Origin of the sequence: Liquorilactobacillus nagelii DSM 13675, assembly GCF_019444005.1 — a bacterium.
Classification (GTDB): domain Bacteria; phylum Bacillota; class Bacilli; order Lactobacillales; family Lactobacillaceae; genus Liquorilactobacillus; species Liquorilactobacillus nagelii.
Genome location: NZ_CP049304.1, coordinates 805,252 through 823,121, shown reverse-complemented (window position 1 = coordinate 823,121; position 17,870 = coordinate 805,252). Strand labels below are relative to the sequence as shown.

Here is a 17,870-nt window from a genome sequence, read left to right as displayed (position 1 = left end):
ATTTTGATCTTTTCTTGGGGTAAAATGACAATAAAATTGAGATTAAAGTCAGGGAAATAAGTAACTAGTTTATATATTTAGAGAGTCATTAATTTGCTGAAAGATGATTATCATAAACTAGTGAAAATGGTTTCTTACAATAAATGATGAAACAGTGAATTTTAGATAAACTGTTTCCGGGTTAACCGTTAGCTTAATTGAGGATTTGAACTTTTCAAATCGAAGAATAGTGGTACCACGTATAAACGTCTTTTCAATTGAAAGGGCGTTTTTTGCTTTAATTCTCAGTTTTTTAATTTTAATAAAGGATGGTGCAAGAGTTGAATAAAAAGTCTGATTCAATTCAATCAGTTGTAGCTACTGGAATCGGGGCAGCAATTATTTTTGTTTTAATGAAGTTTGTTGCTATTCCAACCGGCATTCCGAATACACAAATTAACGTTGCTGAGGGATTTTTACCGTTGCTAGCGGTAATTTATGGTCCTGTAACAGCTGGACTTGCAATATTTATTGGTCATGCACTTAATGATTTTGTAACTTACGGGTCTCCTTGGTGGACATGGGTAATTGTCGATGGACTGGTTGGAGTGGTTTTTGGTTTCTTGAAAAATAGATTAAAAATTCAAACTGGTGTCTTATCAACTGCAAAATTGATTTGGTTTAATATTTATCAGATAATTGTTAATTTTATTGGTTGGGTTTTACTTGCGCCAACTGGCGATATTTTGATTTATCACGAGCCGGCGACTAAAGTTTATGTCCAAGGAATAACCACCTGGTTAGTAAATAGTATTTCGGTTGCAATTATTGGAACTTTGTTATTGGTACTATATTCTCGCACTAGGACAAAACATGGCAGTCTGAAGAAGGAAGATTAGCTATGATTAAACCAATTATTCAATTCAGAAACTTTTCTTTCCAATATGAGAGTCAAGCTGAAAAAACTTTAAAAAAGATTAATCTTGATATATATCCGGGTGAAAAAGTTTTACTGGCTGGGGCTTCGGGGTCAGGTAAATCAACACTGGGACGCTGTCTTAACGGATTAATTCCAGAAGCTTTTTCTGGAAAGATGATGGGGACTTGTTTGATTAATGGTCATCAAGCAAAAGACAGCTCAATTTTTGAGCTGTCTTTTGCTGTTGGGACTGTTCTACAAGATCCTGATAGCCAATTTGTAGGTTTGACAGTGGTGGAGGATTTGGCTTTTTCGCTTGAAAATGACTGTCAACCACAAGCAAATATGCGAGCAGCCACGCGAAAATGGGCCGAAAAGTTGCATTTAACTGATTTACTACAACACTCTCCGCAAGAAATTTCCGGTGGTCAAAAACAGCGGGTGGCAATGGGGGGAGTTTTAATTGATGAAAGCAAAATTTTATTGTTTGATGAGCCGTTAGCTAACTTAGATCCAGCTGCTGGTCAAGCAACAATGCAATTGTTAAATCATTTAGCTGCTCAACAAGATTTGACGGTAATTATTATTGAGCATCGAATTGAAGAAGTTTTAACTGCTGGAATTGATCACTTGGTTTTATTGGAAAATGGACAGATAGTTGCAGACGATCGGCCAGAGAAACTATTGGCTAGTAATATATTGGCAAAACTCGGACTGCGTGAACCACTATATTTGAATGCCATTCGACAAACAGGAATTAATCTGACAGATTGCACCTCCTTACTCAACGTTCAAAAAGTAGCTGCGCCAAATTTAAAAGAATCTTTGCAGCAATGGAATACTAGTTTACATCTTGAAAGTAAGCCAGTTTCTAAAGTTCCTTTATTAGAGGTTAAGCAATTAAAGTTTGGGTATGCAAGCAATCAACCAATCATTAACAATTTATCATTTACACTTTACCAAGGTGAAATGGTCAGTTTGGTAGGCAAGAATGGTACTGGTAAATCGACTTTGAGTAATTTAATTGCTGGTTTTTTAACCCCGAGTGCGGGAGAAATTAAATTTGCAGGTGAAAATTTATTGAAGTTATCAGTCAAACAACGTGCTGAAAAAATTGGTTATATTCTCCAAGATCCTAACCAAATGATTTCTCAAACCAAGATTTTTGATGAGGTTGCCAGTGGATTAAGATTACGACAAGTAGCTGAAACAGAAATTAAGGCTCAGGTAGGTAAAATCTTGAAAATCTGTGGCTTATATCAAATGCGCAATTGGCCAATTTCAGCCTTAAGTTTTGGACAAAAAAAGCGGGTTACGATCGCTTCAATTTTGGTGTTAGCACCACAAATGCTGATTTTAGACGAACCTACTGCTGGTCAGGACCTATATCATTACACGGAAATAATGAACTTTTTGGAAAAATTGCAGCGACAACACAATTTAACAATTGTGTTGATCACTCATGATATGCACTTAATGTTGGAATATACTCAGCGAACACTAGTTTTGAATAATGGTGCCTTGTTGGCTGATGATTCTCCAGCTGCTATTTTGACTAATGATAAGACTATTCAAAAATCTTCACTGGCTAGGACAAGTCTTTTTGATTTGGCAGAACACTTTTGTTTGCCATCAGCTACAGATTTTGTCAGCAAGTTTATCCAAGCAGAAAGGCAGGCGAGAATCAGTGACTGAAAATTTATTTATTGGTTATATTGATCGACCGACTTTTTTGCACCGCTTGAGTGGCAGCACAAAACTAATTGGTTTTATTAGTTTTTCAATTATTGGAATGATAACTTTCGACACTCGCTTTTTATTAGGAATTTTGCTAATGTCTTTGATCTTATTTCATTATGCTCAAATTCGTTATCACGAGGTAGCTTTAATAATCAAAGTAATTATTGCTTTTGCTATTTTAAACTTGGTAATGGTTTATATTTTTGGACCGGGTTATGGAATGAAAATTTATGGAACACAGCATTTAATTTGGGGAAGTTCACAGCATTATTTTAATTTATCTTGGGAGGAACTATTCTACTTATTTAATTTACTACTAAAGTATGTTTTTGCAGTTCCGTTAGCATTAATTTTTTTGTTGACAACTAATCCAAGTGAATTTGCTGCTAGTTTAAATAAAATTGGTATTTCTTATCGGATTAGTTATGCCTTCGAAATAGCTTTACGCTATATTCCAACCGTACAACGCGACTATCGAACAATTAGTTTAGCCCAACAAGCACGCGGCTATGAATTGTCAAAAAAGGCATCCTTGTTGCAACGAGCTAAAGGGGCAGTGCAAATCCTTTTACCACTAATTTTTACCAGTCTAGAAAGAATTGAAATCATCAGTCAAGCCATGGCTTTGCGCCGATTTGGACAGCACCAAAAAAGAACTTGGTATATGGCACGATCATACAAAATTGCTGATTATTTGAGTTTGCTAGTGATTATTGCCTGGGTAGCTTTGGGAATTTACTTATTTAAACTTAATCAAGGACGATTCTGGAATCCTTTCAAATAATTTTAAGGATATTTCCTGATTTCTGGTGGAGTATAATCAGCGATGAATTTAGCCGCTTGAGTTAAGTCTTTAGCAAAACATAACTTTTGGAAATGTTCAGTTGATAGAAAACCTTCAACAACCATTTGCTTAAAAAATTTTTCAAGTAAATTATAATAACCGTTGGCATTATAAAGAATGCAAGGAGCCGAATTGTCCCCAATCCGAGCCCAAGAATAGGCCTCGCTGATTTCTTCAAGTGTTCCAGCACCACCAGGCAAAGCCAGGCAAACATCAGCTGCAGCAAGCATTTTTTGCTTGCGAATTGCCATGTTATCAACGATTGTTAGCGAAGTTAAGTTATTTAAGGCAGTTCCCCGTAAATAAAGGTTTTGTGGCATAAAGCCGTAAACTCGGCCGCCATCGGCTAAAACTGTTTTTGCCAGAATTCCCATCAGGCCAACACTGCCACCTCCATAAACCAAGTCATACCCTTGATTAACAAGCCAATGACTGACAGTTAAGGTCATTTTTTCGTAAACTGGATTTTTCCCAGCATAGGCACCACAGTAAACTGCTATTTTTTTCATTAAAATCGCCTCAATTAAATCAATAATGTATTTTGCATAATTATTGTAACAGAGGGATTTAAAAAGAAAAAGCGACAAAACAATTTTTTACTTGTTGAGATGATGCTTACTGGGTATAATGAAAATGTTCTGATTAATTTGATTTTTAATTAAATCGCGATGGTGTTCGCGTAATATCGTAAGATTGATGACGCCTGCCTGTTAAAGAACAGGTGGAGTGTCTTTTTTGTATAAATTAGCATGAGAGGGAGAAAAATTTTGAATCAATTTAAATGTTTATTAAGTATTGCCTTTTTTGGGGCTATTGGTGGGTTACTTCGATATTTTATCGGGATTGAGCTTTCTTTTTGGGGAACCATTCTTGTTAACTTAGTTGGTTGTTTCTTATTAGGTTTTTTGACTTACTTTTGGCTCAACTTTCGTGAAGTTGCTTCTTGGCTTTCTTTAGGACTTGGAACCGGTTTTGTTGGCTCTTTTACAACTTTCTCTAGTTTCTGTTTGGATAATATCAAGCTATTTTTGGCCGGTCAAGTGGGTTTAGCTCTCGGATATTTAATCCTCAGCATCGTTGGAGGCTGGTTGGCAGCTAAGTGGGGGATATTCCTTGGTATTCAAGCTGGTCAGCAACTGCAAACTAAGCGGGAGGAAAAATAATGTTAATTGTACTTATTGGATTAGGCTCTTCATGCGGTGCTATTTGCCGTTATTTAATTACACAATCATTAAAGAAAAAGTCTGGTTGGCCTTGGGCAACCCTTTTAATTAATTTAACTGGTTCATTTTTGTTAGGCTTTTTATTTGGTAGCAAACTAGCCTCATCACTTTACTTAATTCTCGGTGTGGGTGTCTTAGGTGGTTATACAACTTTTTCAACTTTAAATGTTGAGTTGCTAGCTTTACACCGCTCACATGATCAGCGACTAGAATTGGCATATGCACTAGCAAGTTATTTAATTGGTTTGTTATTAGCTATTTTGGGAGTTATTATTGGCCAGGTTATCTTTGTTAAATAGGTTATTAGCCAGTTTAAAGCGAAAGTGTTTTGAAATTTTTTGCTGGGTGCTTGGCCAAAATAGTCCAGTGAAATTTCTAAAAGTAAATGTAAATCCATATTCAGCTTGTAGAAGCTGAATGATTTTTTCCAGAAAAGCTAAATCATAATAAGTAACCTGATGTAGCGGAAAAGAATGTGGTAATTGTGAAGAACGTTGTAACTCAAAAAAGAAATTAAAAACTTGATCAAATCGATTGTTAACCACTAAAATTTGGTAACGTGCTTTAGTATGCGGATGGAAGTGCTGGGCAATTCGTTGACTAATTAAGTAAGTTTCTTTAATTGCTTGATTATTTGAAGGCATTTCCGCCATTATGTCCTCCTACAAGATTAATTCGTTGCTTGAAAGTTCCACCGGGAGCCAAACTAGCTGCATACATAATTGATCCTTTTCCAAATTGACCCCGAATTTGATCGATTAGCCGATTAAAAGCAATTTGTTTAAGTTGCTGTTTAGGTGGTAGAAATAAATTTAGTTGATCAGCTCGTTTGCTAATTAAATGACTAAAACTGACACTAATTTTTCTTACGGGATCACCGCTCCAAAATTCACTAAACATATTAACTAGTTGTTGTTCAAGCTGAAAGCTATCGTCAGTCAACAAAATTTTTTTCTCGTGGGAAAAGCCACTCATACCAGTAGTGGAAATTGCGGCTAAAGAATAGCCTATACTGAGATGAATGCAGTCGGTGCATAAATGACGATACCGCATTCGGGCAGCTACTTGCTGACAGATTTCTTTAATAACGATTTCAATTTCGTTTTTTAGGAAATAGTCTCGAGGTAGCACCTGAGAGTTGCTTAGACTATTTCCTTGTGGTGATAATTGTTCTGTAAGTTGACTACGGTCAATCCCCCAAGCCAGAGCGAATAGCTGTGTTCCAATAATGCCAAATTCATGTTTTAAGGCCAAAGGGTCAGTGTGAGCTAGTTCGCCAATACTGTTAATTCCAAGCCGTTGCAGGTGACCAGCCGTTCGATGACCAATACTCCAAACACTAGTCAGTTTAGTAACTGGCCAAACTTTAGTGGTAAAAGAATGGTACGTTAAACTGCTTAAAAGCTCAGGAGAGTTTTTAGCAAATAAATCAAGAGCTAACTTGGCTTGTAGTGGGTTTTCTCCAATTCCAACAGTTGTGTATAAACCTAATTCTTTTTTTACTGTAACTTGAATTTGATGAGCTGCTGCTTGTGGTGTTTTACCAAAGAGTTTCCAAGCATGAGTCATATCTAAAATTGATTCATCAATTGAGTACGGATAAATATCTTCTTTTGTTGTAAATTGTGAAAAAATTTGGTTAATTGCTAAGTTTTTTTTAATATATAAATTCATTCGAGGTGGTACAACCATCAAACGTGGGTCTTTTGGAAGATCACGCCAGCGATCAACATTGCGAATCCCAAATAATTTTTTTGCTTGCGGTGAAGTGGCCAGAACCAATCCACCATTGGTATTCTCCTGTTCAGACATGACAACTAAAATTGACCGCAAAGGATTTAACCCACGTTCAACACTCTCCACACTTGCATAAAATGACTTATTATCGATTAAAAAAAAGACACCATGTGGTTCGGTTGCGTAATTAATATTATCCACCTCCCTTTATAGTTGATTATACAAACGTATGTTCGCATAATCAAGCATGATTTTAAGGATGAAACTATTCTATTTTTAGAGTCAATTCATTAATTAATTTAAATTACATCAAAGAAAATTGCAGCTGATCAATTACTGATGTTATAAACTTGATTTAGTTAATCGTCACGGACTGGTTGGTTATTGGTTGGGTAATGTTGATCAAAAACATGGTATAATGACAGCATACCTAAATAAACTTACAAAACATTAGTTTATTACAAGGAAAATTCATCAGCTAGATTTACTAGTTGATGAAAATAATCAAGCTAGCTATACTGTTACGTAATGTATCTTTTGCGTCACAAGTTATTTTGCATGATTATCTTTGATGCAATAATGAGTTTCGGAATGTAATTTTATTTCAAAATTTGCAAACGCCTGATCAATTAAGGAGGAATTCAAAATGGCATATCAGATTAAATCAGTTTTAAAAGATGTTGGTTATCAGGTTCGTACTCAAATTGGAGAACATGTTATTTTGGCCGATGAACCGCTTAAGGCAGGGGGAACAGACGCTGCCCCAAATCCGGTTCAATATTTATTAGCGGCTCTTAATAGTTGTTTATCTATTACAGCTAAAAGTATGGCCAGAAAGCATCCAGAAATTGGACTAAAAAAATTTGAAGTTACGACATCAGCCCTAGTGAAGCGTGCTCCTGATAAAACATCAAAAGTTGCTGAAATCAATGTTCATTTTGAGGTTGAAACGGAGTTAGCTTTAGCTGATCAACAACATTTTATGCGATCAGTAATTAAATATTGTACAATTCATTCATCGCTTGATCCTGCAATTGAAATAAACTTTGAATTTTAAGACATTTGATTAATAACTGAGATGAATTTTTGTCTCAGTTTATTCTTTTCTCAGGTTAAAAGTGGTGAATTGGTTTTAAATAATTTTTATGTTAGAATTTGAAGTTAGTGTTAAGGTAGCAGATCAAGTTGTTAGTATTTATAAAGGAGTATTTTTTAGATGGAAAATATTTTGTCAGTTAATCAACTGAATAAGTTTTTTGGTAAAAAACATGTGCTTCAAAATGTTTCTTTTAATGTTGCACCAGGTGAAGTTGTTGGTTTAATAGGACCCAATGGCGCTGGAAAGACAACCATTATGAAAGCTGTTTTGGGCCTTTTTTCATGTGAAAGTGGTCAAATTACAATTAAGCAAAATCCAATAACTGTTTCTGCTCATCAAGCTCTAGATAATGTCGGAGCTTTAATTGAGTATCCAGGAATTTATCCCTTTTTGACTGGATATCAACACCTGGAATTGTTTGCAACAGGAACAGATAAGCAACAACGCATTGAGCAAGTGATTGACCAATTAAAAATCGGTGCTTATGTTCGGCGTAAAGCTAAGTCCTATTCGTTAGGGATGAAGCAAAAGTTGGGAATTGCTCTGGCATTACTTAATCATCCAGAACTAGTTATTCTAGATGAACCTATGAACGGTTTGGACCCACAAGCTACTCGAGATTTAAGAGATTTAATTTTAAGTTTAGCTAAACAAGGAACAAGTTTCTTAATTTCTAGTCATATTTTAAGTGAATTAGAAAAGATTGTTCAAGAAGTTGTTGTTATTGATCAAGGGAAAATTATTAAACAAGCTTCAATTGAAGAATTAGCAGCAACTGGGAAAAGTTTCATCTTTTTGAAAACTGATAATAACACGCAAGCCCAACAAGTGTTAACTGCTGCTGGCTATCAAGTTGAACTGACTGCAAAACAGCTTAAGCTAGAACAAAATGACGAAAGTGAGTTAGCTAAAGTTATTCAAGTATTGACTAATCAACAAATTAATATTCTTGATGTTCAGCACCAGCATAGCGACTTGGAAACATCACTTTTAGCTTTATTAGGAAAAGATCAATTACAACAGACAAAGGAGTAGTTAGATGTTTACGTTAGTTAAACAAGAATTATTTAAGTTAATTCATAAAAAAAGCACGGTGATTTTAGCAATCCTGCAATTAGTTTTAATGATTGCATTAGCAGCTTTCGCCAAGGCTAATAGTACTTCCATAGATTCAAAAACAATTTTTATCAGTGGGTTTGGTGGTTTAGGCTGGATTGTTTTTATTATGATTACAGCTTGTAGTTCAATTATTGCCATGGAGTTTCAATATGGAACAATTAAAGAATTATTTTACCGCCGATATTCACGAGGAATGGTTTTGATTAGCAAGTGGTTGACAATGTTACTTTATTCAATAGTTTATTATTTAGCGACATTTTTGATTTCACTTATTTTACAGCTGATATTGTTTAGTGGTGATTTTAACCTAACCGATATATATCAGAACAATTACTCTTATTTAGCGGCTGCAGGCTTGACATATTTGGGCAATTTTTTGGTTCTTTGGCTACTATTGAGCTTAGTGTTGTTGTTGGCTAATATTTTTAAAACAACTGCAGCTGCAATCACGGTTGGAATCATTGGCTATTTTGCTACTAGTATAATTTCGACCATCATGTTTGCTTTAATGACTAAGTGGGAATGGCTGAAGTGGAATCCATTTAATATGCTGAATCTTCCTAATCAAATGTTAAACGGAAAGATTTACAAGTTATTGACAATGCTATCGACTCAAGAAATGGTAATTGGCAATTTAGTATACATTGCAATCTTTTTAGGATTAGGTTTTCTAGCTTTTCGGCGACGCAATGTCTAGTGAAATTTAGGCAGAATTTGTATTCTTAAAATGATGTATCAAAATATAAATTTTGGTACATCATTTTTACTGTATTTAGAAAATAATAAAAATTACATTGCCTTAGCTCATAAGGAGGTTCGGTTAATTGCAGAAAAAAAAGGCCTGGGTCCTTTGGCTGATTAATTTATTTTTATTTGGTGGTTTTGTTTGGAACATCAGTCAACAGTCAGTTTGGATAGCTAAGTTAGATAACCAAAGTTCTAATTTTTTTAATTCATTAATTGAACCGAGTTTAACGCACTTTTTTATTATAATTGCACGTTTATTTACCCCTCTACTAGTTTTAATTTATACTGCTGCAATAACTGAATTTCTAAAAAAATTCACTTTGCGTTGCTATTGGTTCGATCTATTGAGCGGATATTTGATAATGGAACTGTTAAAAGTCATTATCAAGCGACCTCGTCCAGCTAATTCTTTAGTTCATGCAACGGGATTTAGTTTCCCAAGCGCTCATGTTTTTGAAATTACATTGGTAATAGTAACTAGTCAAACCATTTTAAAAAATTTAAGAATTTCAGAAAGAAAAAAAGTAATAGTTCAAATAATTCTATTTCTAATTTGGTTTTTAGTTGCACTATCTCGACTCTACTTGCAAGTACATTATTTTAGTGATGTAATTGGCGGAGTTTGGCTAGCTATCATTTGGGGAACATTAATAAATTTAATTTTTAGAAAATAAATTTTATGGTTGACATTTAGAAAGCGTTTTCATATAATGAGGTTGTAAAGGAGCAAACCTCAATTATAGCCCAAGAGTTGGCTTCGAGAAAAAGTGGGGAGTTGGCTCCTTACCGAACCGGTCTAATTGACGATTAATAGTAGATGAGTAAATTTTGACTTGGTTTCAATCTTCGAGAATAGTAGCTATCCTGTAAATTTGGATATAACGTACGGATCTAAATAAATAGACCGGTTCAGGGATACGGCGAGAAGTCGTATCCCTTTTTGTGTACTTTAAAGCACATTAACTTGCAAAAGATATGAATTTAGTAGACAATTAATGAATACAATTGACAGCATAGGAGGATCATCTTTTGTCTTCAGCACAAAAAACCTACTTAATTTTAATTATCATTGCTTTATTCTTAATGTTTGCAATTCTTTTTGGTTTATCATGGGGATTCCCTTTTCAAATGGTTATTATTGGTGGAATTGCATGCTTTATCTTTGCAATAATCATGACAATTATTTTATTATTGTCTTTGTTGTTCAGTTCAAATCAGCATAATCACTAATAATTATTTAAAATTTATTGGGGGGAGTTTTTTTATGAAGGAAAGTAAATGGATTAGATTTCTTGGAGGCAATAATTCTTTATATACAGTATTAATGTTAGGCTTAATAGGGGTTGTAATTTGGATCTTTTATCAAGTTAAATTTGTTTTTGAGCCTGTGATAGTCATTTTAGGAACCCTATTGCCGCCCTTAGTTTTAGGTTTAGTTTTATATTATGTTCTTAACCCATTAGTAAAAAGACTTGATAAAAAATTAGGTAGAACTTGGATTATTTCACTAATTTACTGTATCATCTTGATTCTACTGGTGTTGGCTGGTATTGGTTTGTTTTTCTCAATTCGTAATCAGCTAGAAGAATTTTTACAAAATTTTCCGGCAATTTTAACCAGTTTTCAACAAAAATTTAATAGTTTCATCAATGGCTTACCATTTAGCAGTGAAATACAACACTCAGTTAAATCAACAGATATTTCTGGATCTAAAGTCAATAAGTACGTTGAACAGTATCTCCAACAGGGGGTTAATGGTTTTAGCAGTTTGTTTTCAGTTCTAACGACTATTTTATTAACACTGTTTACTGGGCCAATCGTAGCTTTCTTCCTTTTAAAAGACAAAGAGAAATTTTTCACCTTTGTTAATAAAATTATTCCACCAAATTTTCGACCAGATTTTCATGAATTAGGAGCAATTGTTAACCAGCAAATTGGTGGTTATCTTAAAGGTCAGATTGTTGCTTCCATTATATTAGGCTTGATTTACTGGCCTTTGTTTTATCTAATTGGGCTTAAATACGCCACTATTTTAGCTTTGACTGCCGGTATTTTTAGTATTATTCCCTATATTGGATCATTTGTTGCCTTCCTACCAGGGTTGATTGTAGCTTTTCAAGTTTCATTTTGGATGGCAGTTAAATTTGTGATTGTCTGGTTTGTCGTCCAATTTCTTCACGGTCAGTTAGTTGTCCCACGAGTTATGGGTGATAATTTACAAATTCATCCATTGACAGTTTTACTGGTTTTGTTAGTTATGGGTGATCTGCTAGGGCTGGTGGGAGTAATTTTTGGTATCCCAATATACTGTTTAATAAAAGTTTTAGTTATCTATTTATTTAGAAGATTCAAGCAACGTTATAATCGTTTCTTTGGAGAAAAAGGGAAGTATGAAGATACTGAGTTCAGTAAAAAGAAATATCTTGATAAATAAGTTTCACTAATTTACTGTTATTTTTGAAAGATTACTGCAAATCTACTCACTTATTGCTATAATGTTAGTTGAATAAAGTGAGGGATTTTTTTATGAATGTTTCTGGAATTAATCAAAATCAAACAACACGAATTAATAATCAAACAACTAACAGTGCAAATACTGTTAATTTTGCGCAGCAACTTGCTGCTAGTCAGGCAGCATTGACAACTAAAGCTGTTACAGCACAGCAGGGAGATACGGTCTGGGGATTTGCCCAAAAATATGGTAGTACTGTCCAACAAATTGCTCAGAAAAATCATCTTCAAAATCCTAATTTGATTCTTATTGGACAAAAATTGCAGGTACCGGTTACCAATTCTACGAAGACAACTCAAGCGACGCAAGCTTATTCGGTTAATCAAACTACAAATAATTCAAATACACAAAAGAGTTCAACTAGTAGTAATATAACAGTGCCAGTACTCAATAAATCTGAAGAAGAGGCTCGAGCATACATCGTTCAACATGAATCAGGTGGAAATTATAATGCCCGAAATGGAAAATACATCGGCAAGTATCAGTTGGACAGTGCCTACCTAAATGGTGATTATTCTTCGGCCAATCAAGAAAAAGTTGCTGCAAAGTATGTTGCTGAACGTTATGGTAATTGGGAAAATGCTATGAAACATTGGGAAACATACAGTTGGTATTAATTGTCAATTTTAAGGAGTAGAATCATTGAAAAAAGTTAGCACTTACTTAAGTATTCTACTAATGTTTCTTGGGGGAATACTCTTTTTATTGGGCGGCTGTACTCAAAAAAGTACTACTAAAAAGTCAAGTAGCACTCATTCATCCCGAGTTATCCATAAAACAAACAAGAAACGAACAACTACAACAACTTGGCATCACTATCAGCAACCAATTGAACTGCCAATTTTAATGTATCATAGTATTTCTAGTGGTAATTCGTTGCGAGTCCCACCGGAACAATTTGCAAACGAGATGGCAGCTTTAAAGCAAGCTGGCTATTATACCTTATCAGCTTCTCAAGCTGTTAGAGCTTTTAAAACCAATTCTTTGCCTCAGAAAAAATGTGTTTGGATCACTCTAGATGATGGTTATGAAGATAACTATTCGGCAGCTTTGCCAACACTAGAAAAATATCATTTACAAGCTACAATCAATTATATAACTAGTTTTCAAAGTCGGTCAGGCTATATTACTCATTCTCAGTTAGAGCAGATGCAGCATACTGGCTTAATCAGCTTTACTAGTCACACTGTTAATCAATTGGACTTAAATGAACTGACCATGAAAGAACAATGGCAGGAATTAGAACAGTCTAAAAAAACGTTAGATCTTCAATTAAACCAAAATACTCAAGTAGTTGCTTATCCTGCTGGCCGATACAACCAATTGACGCTCCAATTAGCTGAAAAAAGCGGTTATGAAATTGGTCTAACAACTCATCAAGGATTAGCTAATAACCGGCAAGGACTTTTTGCGCTAGACCGTATTCGGATTACCCCAGGATTATCAACTGCACAATTTATGTATTTAATCGCAAATGGGTGAGCAGGCAGTTATACTGCCGACCCATTTTTTTATTGGAAATTAATTTTTGTTAGAAGGGTGAGGTATTTGAAACAACAACCAGCTAAATTGATTTTAAATCAGCAACAGATGAAACAACTCCAATTGCCTGTAAACACGAAACTGCAAGTTGACTTTATCGGTAATTCACCAACTGGTGTGGTAATCCATCCTTTGCACTTTTTGAAAGAAAATACCAGTTGGTTTGGCTTATTGTTGCCATCACTAATCTCTGTCATTATTTTTACTGGCTACTTTATCCATAAAAAAGTTCAACAAATTCCTCTTTCTGGCTATGACTCATTAGCTAATTGGACAATCATTTTAGGGACAATTAGCGGGTCACTGCTATTTAGTTGCTTTTACTTTAAAAATCGTGCTCAAATTCAGCAATGGTTTGGTAAGAAAATGTATTGGCGGAGTTTGCCGACGATTATTGCTTCTTTTGTAATTATTTTGGCAATTGGTTTATTAGCTTTTTTTTGGATTCTAGAAACAATTTTTAAAGGGCTCTCATTTGATTTATGGACGGCCACATTTATTTTTAGTTTGTTTAGTATAATTATTAATTTTTTAATGTTTTATGCTGTAGCCAATTTGTCGGCTGATGCAATCTTTAAATTATTAATTACGGTAATTATTAGTGGGGCCTTAGCAGCAATGATTACCAACAGCAACAAGCATTGGTGGACATACAATATTAGTTTTTTGGGGACGGCTAAGGCCAGTAATAGCTGGCAATTTAATTTAACATTAATTGTAGCGGCACTCTTGTTCTTAGCTTTGGTAGACTTTTTATTTTCAAGTTTACAAACACAGTTTCCAAAAAATAAACGTTTATTAATCTTACGATTATTACTGACAATTTTTTCTCTTAGTCTGGGAGCAGTCGGAATCTTTGCAAATAATGCTGGTGTTTGGCATCGTCTGCATACTGATGCTGCAACAACGATGATTCGGGTATTAATTATTATTATTTTGACCGTTAACTTTTTGCTGCCGGACAGTCCAAGGCAATTTAAACAATTATCTTATGCAACAGCCGGAATTTTAATTTTTAGTTCACTTTTATTTCAACCGATTGGTTACTTATCGCTGACAGCTTTTGAACTAATTGCTTTTATGTTAACTTTTGCTTGGCTGCTTCTTTTACTACAGCATTTGCAGACGTTGGCTGGAAAAAACGTTAATCATCTAAAATTAGAGATAATTGTTACTACGGACAAAAAAGATTCTGTCTAGGGCTGTGTCACAAAATTTAACCCCCAAAATATAATTTTTGAGGGCTGGCTTAGAAAGTTTTAAATTTTTGCAGCTAAATGCGAATAGTGTTTGTAAAGTAGAGCAAATTTAGACCGATAATCTTTTTTCCATGGTTTGTCACGACCACAAAAATGTAAAAAAACCGTGTGCTCAATAACCCAATTTAAATCCCAACTACCACCGCTGATCATTTCGTATACCAATGATTTTCGGGCATCATAATTATAAATTTGATCAGGAATTGAATAAATTCGACCGCCATAAAGCGAGTTCAAAATATCCTGATCAGGTAAAATTAAATTATTTCGATTCTCAACAATGAATTTTTGTAGATCATTGACAGTAATTTCTTTTTGAGCCTGGGGAACATTAATTAATAAAACACCAGAGTTATAATATTCTTCTGCTTCGTACATCTTTAAGCGGACCTTGTTGACGACATTGGTAAAATTTGTCAATTGTGAATGACTAGCAGCGGCATATAAGTAATCTGAGATATCCGTTTGATACAAAGATTGGATGTTATTTACACATAAAATATCAGCATCAAGGTAAATGATTTTTTTTACCTCAGCGGGTAAGTAATTCTGTGCTAACAAACGGTAGTAGATGGTTTCTGGGTACCGTTTAGTCTGTGGTGCACGATGAAATTTATCCTTTTTAAGCGTCAAAATAGTACAAGCAATTTTTATTTTCTGACAAAAATCTTGTATTTCTGCTTGCCGATGCAATTTTTTTTGCAAAATAAAGGCATGTAAATAACAATCGGGTGAATTAACTTTGATTGAGTAAAGCAGCGTTTTTAACTGGTTTACAAAATGGTCGTCAATTGAAAAAAGCAAATTTATTTTGTCCATAATGACTCCTTTGAATTTAAACTTTTCAACTCCATTTTATCATAGCTAGCCAAACTTAAAAAAATGCTTTTTAAAATATTTTTTGGTAAGCCTAACAAAAAATGACGGAATGTGATAAAATTTAGTTGGGAGGTGATACTATGAACAAAGTTGAACGCGAAACGATTGATGCCCATATTGATGATATCAAAACTGTTCTTCAAGAGAAACATGAGTTTTTAAGTGTCGTTGAAATGGTTAATGTGCTTAATTCGTTGAAAAGCGATCTAAAAACCATTTAGGTTTAAACAAGTCAATAAATTAATGGCTGTATGTTGTGGTCACAAATAGGTTTTAATTTGTTTGCTTATATCTGGAAAACTCTAACAGTGGTAAAAGCCGTTGTTAGAGTTTTTTTAATTCAATTAATTGTTTGTGAATTTATTCATGAATGATGTCACAACTATTTGTGCCGAAATGCAAGCTAGCTTTGATTGTAACCGGATACATCAGGCCATATAATTATAAATGTAAAGGAGGTTGGTTGCTATGGAAGCAAAAGCAACAAAAACACAAAAGAGCTCGCTTAAAACGAAAGTTCAAAAATTCGGAACTAGTTTAAGCAGCATGATTATGCCAAATATTTCCTCATTGATCGCTTGGGGGTTAATTACAGCGATTTTTATGGCGGCAGGCTGGTGGCCGAACGCTAAGATTGCTACTCTGATCGATCCAATGAAATTATATCTAATTCCATTATTGATCGCTTATGTTGGTGGTCGCATGGTATATGATGAACGAGGTGCGGTCGTTGGAGCAATTGCCGTTATGGGGGTAATCGTCGGATCTAATATTCCAATGTTCTTAGGTGCTATGATTATGGGCCCATTAGGCGGCTGGTGCATGAAGAAGTTTGATCAGGTATTTAAGGATAAGGTTAAAACCGGTTTCGAAATGCTCTATGATAACTTTTCCAGTGGCATCATGGGAATGATACTTGCAATTTTTGGATTATTTATTGTTAATCCGTTAGTTATCGCTGGAAATAATTTGATCAGTAAAGGTGTTGACTGGATCATTTCGATTCATATGTTGCCTTTAGCAAATATCTTTATTGAACCTGCAAAAATTTTATTCTTAAACAATGCTGTTGGTAATGGGATTTTAGTTCCTTTAGGAATTCAACAATCGGCGTCAGCTGGTAAGTCAATTCTTTTCTTACTTGAAGCTGACCCAGGTCCCGGCTTGGGTATCTTGTTAGCCTTTATGATTTTTGGCAAGGGTATGGCAAAGGCATCAGCTCCTGGTGCAGCAATTATCCAATTCTTTGGTGGAATTCATGAAATTTATTTCCCATATGTTTTAATGAAACCAGCTTTAATTTTAGCAGTAATCGCTGGTGGTGTTAGTGGAACATTTACATTCTCACTGTTAGGGACCGGTTTAAAAGCAGCTGCGTCACCAGGTTCAATTATTGCCGTGTTGTTAATGACACCTAAAGGAAATTATTTACAAATTCTTACTGGGGTTGCTGTTGCTGCTGTTGTATCATTTGTTATTGCTTCTTTGATTCTAAAAGCTGACAAATCTGCTACAGGTGACTTATCCGCCAATCAGGCAAAAATGGAACAAATGAAGGCTAGCTCGAAAGGTAAAGATGTTCCTTCAGCACAAGCTGCTACTCAGTCGGTTAAAGCTTACAAAGATGTTAAAAGAATTATTTTTGCTTGTGACGCAGGAATGGGTTCATCAGCAATGGGAGCATCATTATTAAGAGATAAGGTCAAAAAAGCTGGAATTAATAATATTCCTGTAACAAATACTGCAATTAGTCGTTTGAAAGATGAAGATGGATTATTGGTGGTTACCCAAGAGGAATTAGCTGATCGCGCTCAACAAAAGACACCAAGTGCGATGCATATCGCTGTTGATAATTTCTTGAGCAGTAGTAAATATGATGAAATTGTCTTAAACTTGAAGACACTTAGTCAGATTGATCCTCAAGCCACAAAAGAAGAAAACAGCTCAAAAGATGCTAAAAGTTCAGATCAAGTTAGTCAACTTAATTACTCAGCAATTAAAGAAGTTGATTTCATCCATCACGATCAACATGTGGGGTCGGCAACAATGGCAACTTCATTATTTAAAGATCGTCTGAAAAAAGCTGGCAAACATGTAGCAGTTGAAAATATGGAAATTGATGATTTAGATGATAGCCGGGAACATTTGGTAATTGTAACTAAGGAAGCAGAGAAAAATCTTAAACTGCGTTATACTGAAATTCAGGTAGTAAGTGTTGATAACTTACTCGAAGCAAAAGAGTATGATTATATTGTTGAACATCTTGCCTGA

At 34.7% G+C, this 17,870-nt stretch carries 20 protein-coding genes; 16 read left to right on the top strand and 4 right to left on the bottom strand.

The annotated features are described in order from the left end of the window. Positions 1–308 precede the first annotated feature (308 nt). The 3 genes from G6O73_RS04390 to G6O73_RS04380 are packed head-to-tail and all read left to right on the top strand — an operon-like array spanning position 309 to position 3,422. Positions 309–878 carry an ECF-type riboflavin transporter substrate-binding protein gene (locus G6O73_RS04390; protein ID WP_057886090.1) on the top strand — a complete coding sequence of 190 codons (570 nt, stop codon included), beginning with the start codon at positions 309–311 and terminating at the stop codon, positions 876–878. A 2-nt stretch (positions 879–880) separates the two neighbouring features. Next, positions 881–2,593 carry an ABC transporter ATP-binding protein gene (locus tag G6O73_RS04385; protein WP_057886089.1) on the top strand — a complete coding sequence of 571 codons (1,713 nt, stop codon included), beginning with the start codon at positions 881–883 and terminating at the stop codon, positions 2,591–2,593. After that, on the top strand, positions 2,586–3,422 hold the full coding sequence (locus G6O73_RS04380) for an energy-coupling factor transporter transmembrane component T family protein (RefSeq protein WP_057886088.1): 837 nt from the start codon (positions 2,586–2,588) through the stop codon (positions 3,420–3,422). Before G6O73_RS04385 ends, G6O73_RS04380 begins: the two co-directional genes overlap by 8 nt. Before the next feature lie 2 nt (positions 3,423–3,424). Here the strand turns inward: G6O73_RS04380 and G6O73_RS04375 are convergent, their stop codons facing one another. Further along, positions 3,425–3,991: an LOG family protein gene (locus tag G6O73_RS04375; RefSeq protein ID WP_057886087.1), complete on the bottom strand. Its 567-nt coding sequence runs from the start codon at positions 3,989–3,991 to the stop codon at positions 3,425–3,427. Positions 3,992–4,249: 258 nt separating this feature from the next. On the opposite strand from G6O73_RS04375, the gene G6O73_RS04370 reads away from it, so the two are divergent. Both G6O73_RS04370 and crcB read left to right on the top strand, forming a co-directional pair. After that, positions 4,250–4,645 carry a fluoride efflux transporter FluC gene (locus G6O73_RS04370; RefSeq protein WP_157056688.1) on the top strand — a complete coding sequence of 132 codons (396 nt, stop codon included), beginning with the start codon at positions 4,250–4,252 and terminating at the stop codon, positions 4,643–4,645. Then, on the top strand, positions 4,645–5,004 hold the full coding sequence (gene crcB, locus G6O73_RS04365; protein ID WP_057886085.1) for a fluoride efflux transporter CrcB: 360 nt from the start codon (positions 4,645–4,647) through the stop codon (positions 5,002–5,004). The genes G6O73_RS04370 and crcB overlap by 1 nt, the downstream gene beginning before the upstream one ends. Here the strand turns inward: crcB and G6O73_RS04360 are convergent. Together G6O73_RS04360 and G6O73_RS04355 are read right to left on the bottom strand one after the other, a co-directional pair. Continuing rightward, a complete protein-coding gene (locus G6O73_RS04360; protein WP_219935209.1) occupies positions 4,957–5,349 on the bottom strand; it encodes an acetyl-CoA carboxylase in 393 nt (130 codons plus the stop codon). The genes crcB and G6O73_RS04360 overlap by 48 nt on opposite strands. After that, the gene (locus G6O73_RS04355) at positions 5,336–6,634 is read right to left on the bottom strand and encodes a Y-family DNA polymerase (protein WP_057886231.1); all 1,299 of its coding nucleotides are present in this window, start codon (positions 6,632–6,634) and stop codon (positions 5,336–5,338) included. Before G6O73_RS04355 ends, G6O73_RS04360 begins: the two co-directional genes overlap by 14 nt. 454 nt (positions 6,635–7,088) lie before the next feature. On the opposite strand from G6O73_RS04355, the gene G6O73_RS04350 reads away from it, so the two are divergent. The 9 genes from G6O73_RS04350 to G6O73_RS04310 all read left to right on the top strand — a co-directional run bounded on the left by G6O73_RS04350 (position 7,089) and on the right by G6O73_RS04310 (position 14,661). Next, entirely contained in the window at positions 7,089–7,499 is a 411-nt protein-coding gene (locus G6O73_RS04350; protein ID WP_057886084.1) for an OsmC family protein, read from the top strand. A gap of 159 nt (positions 7,500–7,658) precedes the next feature. Then, on the top strand, positions 7,659–8,576 hold the full coding sequence (locus tag G6O73_RS04345; protein ID WP_057886083.1) for an ABC transporter ATP-binding protein: 918 nt from the start codon (positions 7,659–7,661) through the stop codon (positions 8,574–8,576). 4 nt (positions 8,577–8,580) lie between these two features. Continuing rightward, positions 8,581–9,357, top strand: coding sequence for an ABC transporter permease (locus G6O73_RS04340; RefSeq protein WP_057886082.1), 777 nt, complete (start codon positions 8,581–8,583; stop codon positions 9,355–9,357). Between the two features lie 127 nt (positions 9,358–9,484). Then, positions 9,485–10,081 carry a phosphatase PAP2 family protein gene (locus tag G6O73_RS04335; RefSeq protein WP_057886081.1) on the top strand — a complete coding sequence of 199 codons (597 nt, stop codon included), beginning with the start codon at positions 9,485–9,487 and terminating at the stop codon, positions 10,079–10,081. A gap of 355 nt (positions 10,082–10,436) precedes the next feature. After that, on the top strand, positions 10,437–10,637 hold the full coding sequence (locus G6O73_RS04330; RefSeq protein ID WP_057886080.1) for a hypothetical protein: 201 nt from the start codon (positions 10,437–10,439) through the stop codon (positions 10,635–10,637). Positions 10,638–10,671: 34 nt separating this feature from the next. After that, positions 10,672–11,841: an AI-2E family transporter gene (locus tag G6O73_RS04325; RefSeq protein WP_057886079.1), complete on the top strand. Its 1,170-nt coding sequence runs from the start codon at positions 10,672–10,674 to the stop codon at positions 11,839–11,841. A 92-nt stretch (positions 11,842–11,933) separates the two neighbouring features. After that, the gene (locus tag G6O73_RS04320) at positions 11,934–12,536 is read left to right on the top strand and encodes a LysM peptidoglycan-binding domain-containing protein (RefSeq protein WP_057886078.1); all 603 of its coding nucleotides are present in this window, start codon (positions 11,934–11,936) and stop codon (positions 12,534–12,536) included. Between the two features lie 25 nt (positions 12,537–12,561). Then, positions 12,562–13,401, top strand: coding sequence for a polysaccharide deacetylase family protein (locus G6O73_RS04315; protein ID WP_057886077.1), 840 nt, complete (start codon positions 12,562–12,564; stop codon positions 13,399–13,401). A 66-nt stretch (positions 13,402–13,467) separates the two neighbouring features. Next, positions 13,468–14,661: a DUF998 domain-containing protein gene (locus G6O73_RS04310; RefSeq protein WP_057886076.1), complete on the top strand. Its 1,194-nt coding sequence runs from the start codon at positions 13,468–13,470 to the stop codon at positions 14,659–14,661. Between the two features lie 59 nt (positions 14,662–14,720). On the opposite strand, the gene G6O73_RS04305 is transcribed toward G6O73_RS04310, so the two are convergent. Continuing rightward, entirely contained in the window at positions 14,721–15,539 is an 819-nt protein-coding gene (locus G6O73_RS04305) for a glycosyltransferase family 8 protein (RefSeq protein ID WP_057886075.1), read from the bottom strand. 140 nt (positions 15,540–15,679) lie between these two features. Here G6O73_RS04305 and G6O73_RS04300 point away from each other — a divergent pair, with 140 nt between their 5' ends. Continuing rightward, a complete protein-coding gene (locus G6O73_RS04300) occupies positions 15,680–15,820 on the top strand; it encodes a hypothetical protein (RefSeq protein ID WP_157056687.1) in 141 nt (46 codons plus the stop codon). Between the two features lie 247 nt (positions 15,821–16,067). After that, positions 16,068–17,870 (top strand): PTS mannitol transporter subunit IIBC, encoded by a 1,803-nt coding sequence (locus tag G6O73_RS04295; protein WP_057886074.1) that lies wholly within the window; start codon positions 16,068–16,070, stop codon positions 17,868–17,870.

Coding starts and splice junctions, on each gene's coding strand:
- G6O73_RS04390 (WP_057886090.1), top strand. CDS start 309: ATGGTGCAAGAGTTGAATAAAAAGTCTGATTCAATTCAATCAGTTGTA.
- G6O73_RS04385 (WP_057886089.1), top strand. CDS start 881: ATGATTAAACCAATTATTCAATTCAGAAACTTTTCTTTCCAATATGAG.
- G6O73_RS04375 (WP_057886087.1), bottom strand. CDS start 3,991: ATGAAAAAAATAGCAGTTTACTGTGGTGCCTATGCTGGGAAAAATCCA.
- crcB (WP_057886085.1), top strand. CDS start 4,645: ATGTTAATTGTACTTATTGGATTAGGCTCTTCATGCGGTGCTATTTGC.
- G6O73_RS04360 (WP_219935209.1), bottom strand. CDS start 5,349: ATGCCTTCAAATAATCAAGCAATTAAAGAAACTTACTTAATTAGTCAA.
- G6O73_RS04350 (WP_057886084.1), top strand. CDS start 7,089: ATGGCATATCAGATTAAATCAGTTTTAAAAGATGTTGGTTATCAGGTT.
- G6O73_RS04345 (WP_057886083.1), top strand. CDS start 7,659: ATGGAAAATATTTTGTCAGTTAATCAACTGAATAAGTTTTTTGGTAAA.
- G6O73_RS04340 (WP_057886082.1), top strand. CDS start 8,581: ATGTTTACGTTAGTTAAACAAGAATTATTTAAGTTAATTCATAAAAAA.
- G6O73_RS04325 (WP_057886079.1), top strand. CDS start 10,672: ATGAAGGAAAGTAAATGGATTAGATTTCTTGGAGGCAATAATTCTTTA.
- G6O73_RS04320 (WP_057886078.1), top strand. CDS start 11,934: ATGAATGTTTCTGGAATTAATCAAAATCAAACAACACGAATTAATAAT.
- G6O73_RS04305 (WP_057886075.1), bottom strand. CDS start 15,539: ATGGACAAAATAAATTTGCTTTTTTCAATTGACGACCATTTTGTAAAC.
- G6O73_RS04300 (WP_157056687.1), top strand. CDS start 15,680: ATGAACAAAGTTGAACGCGAAACGATTGATGCCCATATTGATGATATC.
- G6O73_RS04295 (WP_057886074.1), top strand. CDS start 16,068: ATGGAAGCAAAAGCAACAAAAACACAAAAGAGCTCGCTTAAAACGAAA.